Here is a 5,020-nt window from a genome sequence, read left to right as displayed (position 1 = left end):
CAGCGCGATTTTTGCCAGGCGGTACTCCACTCATTTAAACGTTATGCCGAAGGTGCGATAGCTGACACCCAATAAGCCTCTTGTCATTGCTTTAAGGGTCAAGATAATTCTGTTACCGAATTATTTGACTCTTACAACCTTGAGCATCGTCGAAGGTTCGGCAGGCCTTTGCCCGCTTTTGTGCTCGTTGGTGTTAGTATTTACATGAATATTATAATTCCCTCTCTAGCATAGAGAGGGTGGTCGAGCGGAGCGATGACCGGGTGAGTTAATTTTTGTGCCTTTGTTGGTGTTATCAGGAGACTATATACGTGTTAGACCATGAGTAAAAAAATCTCACCAAATGGTTTAAGTTACTATATTAGTCATCTAATTTGCTTTAGTCATGTTTCAAAATCCAACCGTACAAGACTTTTTACAAGTGCTGTCAATAGCATCAAATATAACTACGGTTTTTCTTTTCTTTTATCATATTAAGCAAATAAAAATGAAATCAATATTTTCCAATGTATATACTAAGGTGCTGATATATTCTTTAGCATTCACATTAATAGTTTTTCTTATTCCATGGAATAAAATTTTTCGAAGTGATGAAAAAATAAAAATAGTATATGTCACAGCACCAAAACCAAAAATAACAGCTAAAATTGATACTCCAAAAACGAAACAAAAAATAGATAAAACTCATTCCACACATTTAAAAGTCGCTGTATTACAGACGCCCCAAACAAAAACTGGAACCAAGGTTGATACCCCTAAAAAAGAACCAATACAACAACCTCAATTTAACCTACAAGGCGCAAATGTTTCACAAAGCGCACTGGGCATAAACCCAGTAGTTAATAATTATAATGCTGAAAGCATAGTACAACCGACAAGCGATTTAATTAATAAAATAAAAGGTGAGTTGCCGGATAAAAATGCCCCCATCGATATAGAATATGAGGGTACACAAAAAATAAAGAATAGGCTATTTGCTGTTGAGTTAATGGCAACGTTGAAGAATATTGGGTATATAAACACAACAGTAAAGGACAATATCAATTACCTTGGTGGAATCGAAAAAAGAGTAACCATACATCATTCAGGCAATGGGTTGTGGATTTTTGTAGATGTCTATTAATTTTCGATCTACAAAAAATCTTTCACATCAACCCCCAATTTATCGGCTGCGCCTGTGCCTTTGTTGGTGTTATCACCAACAAACCGTAATTTGTTTTTCGGGTTAATGAATTACGTTTACCTGTTGGTGATAACACCAACAGGGGCTAGGTGAGTTAAATAAAAGGCTGTCACCCTGAGCCACGTCGAAGGGTGTGCGGCAGGGCCATTACCCGCTATCCTTCGACGTGGCTCAGGATGACAGCGCGCATATCTTCCCCGCCCTCAATGTTGGCGCAAGTATGCAGCTTTAGGTTGGCGGGTTAGGGTACTTGTGCCTTAATCGCTTTTATAAGGCACAAGAACCCTCTGCTTTATCCTCCGCTGCATTCTTGCGCCAGCTTGGGGAAATGCCCTTATCGGTTTGCTTTTAAAACAAATACCTATAACTTTACGGTACTTAAACTTTATTAAATGAAACGAACTATTTTACTCCTGTTGCTAACGGCTACTTTATTTAGCGCATGTAAAAAGGACAATTCAACCCCCGTTGAAACTAATTATATATTATTTAAAGTAGATGGTGCGGAAAAAACTGTTAAAACTTGCCAGGGTGTATATTTTAAATCTAACTCCATTAATTTTACGCGTATTACTGTAGTGGGTCATACCGACAATAATGAACAGATAGGTTTGGATGTAGTTAACCCGGTAGTTGGTCAGTCGGCCGGATCAAGCCAGGCAGGACTATATTCGGTAGTTGCCGGTGTCGATACTACTTTTTATATGTCGAACAACAATAATATAATAACCATCAATTCTTTAACAACCGACAGGGTAACCGGCACCTTTCAATTCACAGGCACAAACTACGCCGGTAAAAATCCGGGCTCTAAGAATATTACCGAGGGAACCTTTGGATGTAAAGTTATAGCCAATTAATTAAAAAGAACCCCCGCTGTCCGAAGTCAGAGACATTCGGACAACGCACATTTATTTAACCTTTCGCCTTTAACCTTTCCGCTTTAACCTTTCTGCTTTCAGCTTCAAAAAGCCTTTCGGCTTTCAAGCCTTTTTTGCGCCTTTGTTGGTGTTATCACCAACAAACTAACGCGAAGCTTTTTGAATGATGAATTAATGACCGGTACTTGTTGGTGATAACACCAACAAGGGCTACTGAAAAAGTTGACGACCCTTTTCGAATTAAAAGACTATTTCAATTCATGTTTTTCACGAGTTCCTGGGGAATGGTTTTATCAGCCGGGTTTATAGTTCCTGATAAAGAATTTAAAAAAGCGACAATTTTTTTTATCTCAATATCATTTAAGTTTTTATTTAACTGCGCCTTACCCATTATTTTTACCGCCGTATCCAATTTAGCTATACTACCATCATGAAAATAGGGATAAGTGCCTACACTATTACGCAGCCCAGGTACCTTGAACACATCTTTGTCTGCCTCGTTCTTGGTTACCTTTTTCCGTCCTTCGTCGTTCATTTTGCTGCCGGTAAGGGTGCGGTAATCGGTTACCAATCCAAACTTCTGTAAAAGTCCTCCACCAATGCCAACCCCAAAATGACAATTGCCACAACCTGATTCAATAAAAACTTTAAGCCCCGCCTTCTCTTCAGGAGTAATAGCGGTTTTATTGCCCGCCATATATTTGTCGAACCTGGAAGGCGTAAGCAGTGTACGTTCAAACGCACCTATTGCCTTTTGCAGGTTTGCATAGTTTACTGGTTTTTTTTGGTTTGGGAAAGCCTGAGTAAACATATCCTGGTATAGCTTAATTGAACTTAGCCTTTTAACCAAAAAGCCCGCGTGTGGAATCGCCATTTCAACCGGGTTAAGGATCGGCATACCTGCTTGCTCTTCAACATTCTTTGCCCGCCCGTCCCAAAATTGCATATTGTGCAATGCTGCATTGAATACGGTAGGTGAATTGCGGCTTCCCTTTTGACCTGCATCCCCTGTTGATGTTACTTTATTATCATCGCCAAAAGCTGCGAGGTTATGGCATGAATTACAACTATTCTTTCCCGTCATTGAAAGGCGGGTATCGAAATATAATAACTTACCCAGTTTAACTTTTGCCGGGGTTACGGGATTATCCTTGCTTTCGGCAACTGATGGTAAAATTTTAAAGGTCTTCCGGGCAATTTGCATGATCGAGTCATCGGTTTTAGCTGTTGATTCGGATACCTGGTTTTGCCCGGATGGTTTGCATGAAAACATCATTGTTAACAGAAAAACTCCCAATATTAGCGCTTTCATAATTCTTAGGTTTTTTATGAGTGGATTTTTTAAATGTTGGTATTTATCTGCGAATCGCCTATGATAAGCATCATGAAAATATATGATAGTAGTCACAATAAACTTATATTCAAACGATTCGAATAAGAACCAAACTTGACATTGCGCTTCCCCCGCTGTCCGAAGTCGGATACATTCGGACAATGCACATTTATTAAACCTTTCACCTTTCTGCTTTTACCTTTCGGCTTTCCTTTAACCTTTCACCTTTTAGCTTTCTGCTTTCAGCTTCAAAAAGCCTTTCGGCTTTCAAGCCTTTTTTCTAATTTTGGGCATCATTACCAAAACACTACATAAAATTGGAGCACCAGGAATTAACTACCGTACAAACCGCTAAAGATCTGGGCCTAACCGCCGACGAATTTACCCGCATAAACGAGATAATGGGTCGCATACCCAACTTTACCGAGCTATCTATCTTCTCGGTAATGTGGAGCGAGCATTGCTCGTACAAAAACTCCATCACCTGGTTAAAAACTTTACCTAAGGATGGCCCCCGTATGCTGGCCAAAGCCGGCGAAGAAAACGCGGGCCTGGTTGACTTAGGCGACGGTATTGGCTGCGCTTTTAAAATAGAATCACATAACCACCCCTCGGCATTAGAGCCTTACCAGGGCGCGGCAACGGGTGTTGGCGGCATAAACCGCGATATATTTACCATGGGCGCACGCCCTATTGCGCAGCTAAACTCCCTGCGCTTTGGCGACCCTAACCTTGACCGTACCAAATGGCTGATAAAAGGCGTGGTAAAAGGCATTAGCCATTATGGTAATGCCTTTGGTATTGCTACCGTGGGCGGCGAGTTGTTTTTTGACGAATGTTATAACGTAAACCCGCTGGTTAACGCCATGTCGGCAGGGATTGTTAAGGCCGGCGAAACGGTTTCGGCAACCTCCTACGGTGTGGGCAACCCGGTGTATATTGTAGGCTCGGCAACAGGTAAGGATGGTATACATGGCGCGGCGTTTGCGTCGAAAGATATTACCAAGGATGCGGTTAACGATTTGCCCGCCGTACAGGTAGGCGACCCTTTTCAGGAGAAATTATTGTTAGAGGCTACTTTAGAGGTTATAAAAACCGGTGCCGTTGTGGGTATGCAGGATATGGGCGCGGCAGGTATTATCTGCTCCAACTCGGAGATGTCGGCCAAGGGCGAGCATGGGATGAAGATTTGGCTGGATAAAGTGCCTACCCGCCAAGCCAATATGAAGCCTTACGAGATATTGCTGTCCGAATCGCAGGAGCGTATGCTTATTGTGGTGCATAAAGGCAGGGAGAAAGAAGTAGAAGCCGTATTTGATAAATGGGATTTGAATTGCGCCATTATAGGCGAGGTGACCGATACCCAACGTTTAGAATATTATGTAAACGGCGAATTAGTGGCCGATGTACCTGCGGATGATTTGGTATTAGGTGGCGGCGCGCCGGTTTACGAGCGCGAATACCGCGAACCTGCTTACTTTGCCGAGAACCAGAAATTTAAGATAGAACAAGTGCCCGAGCCTGCCAATTTGGTAGAAGTTGCCGAGCATTTAATAGGGCATGTAAACAAAGCGTCAAAACGTTGGGTAACTGATCAGTACGACTCGATGGTGGGTGTGGCTA

General features: G+C 42.0%; 4 protein-coding genes. 3 read left to right on the top strand and 1 reads right to left on the bottom strand.

The annotated features are described in order from the left end of the window. Nucleotides 1–487 precede the first annotated feature (487 nt). Nucleotides 488–1,123 (top strand): hypothetical protein, encoded by a 636-nt coding sequence (locus tag ABI367_RS02265; protein ID WP_462230639.1) that lies wholly within the window; start codon nt 488–490, stop codon nt 1,121–1,123. A gap of 452 nt (nt 1,124–1,575) precedes the next feature. Further along, nucleotides 1,576–2,043 (top strand): hypothetical protein, encoded by a 468-nt coding sequence (locus ABI367_RS02260; protein ID WP_462230637.1) that lies wholly within the window; start codon nt 1,576–1,578, stop codon nt 2,041–2,043. Between the two features lie 274 nt (nt 2,044–2,317). Here the strand turns inward: ABI367_RS02260 and ABI367_RS02255 are convergent, their stop codons facing one another. After that, complete coding sequence (locus ABI367_RS02255) at nt 2,318–3,376, bottom strand: cytochrome-c peroxidase (protein ID WP_462230635.1); 1,059 nt, start codon at nt 3,374–3,376, stop codon at nt 2,318–2,320. A 338-nt stretch (nt 3,377–3,714) separates the two neighbouring features. Between ABI367_RS02255 and purL the strand changes: the two genes are divergently transcribed. Then, nucleotides 3,715–5,020: phosphoribosylformylglycinamidine synthase subunit PurL (gene purL / locus ABI367_RS02250; protein WP_462230633.1), on the top strand; the 1,306-nt coding region annotated here is incomplete at its 3' end.

This window comes from Mucilaginibacter sp. (genome assembly GCF_039935595.1).
Taxonomy (GTDB): Bacteria; Bacteroidota; Bacteroidia; order Sphingobacteriales; family Sphingobacteriaceae; genus Mucilaginibacter.
The sequence above is the reverse complement of the archived record's forward strand: the minus strand, read 5'-3'. Positions and strand labels throughout refer to the sequence as shown.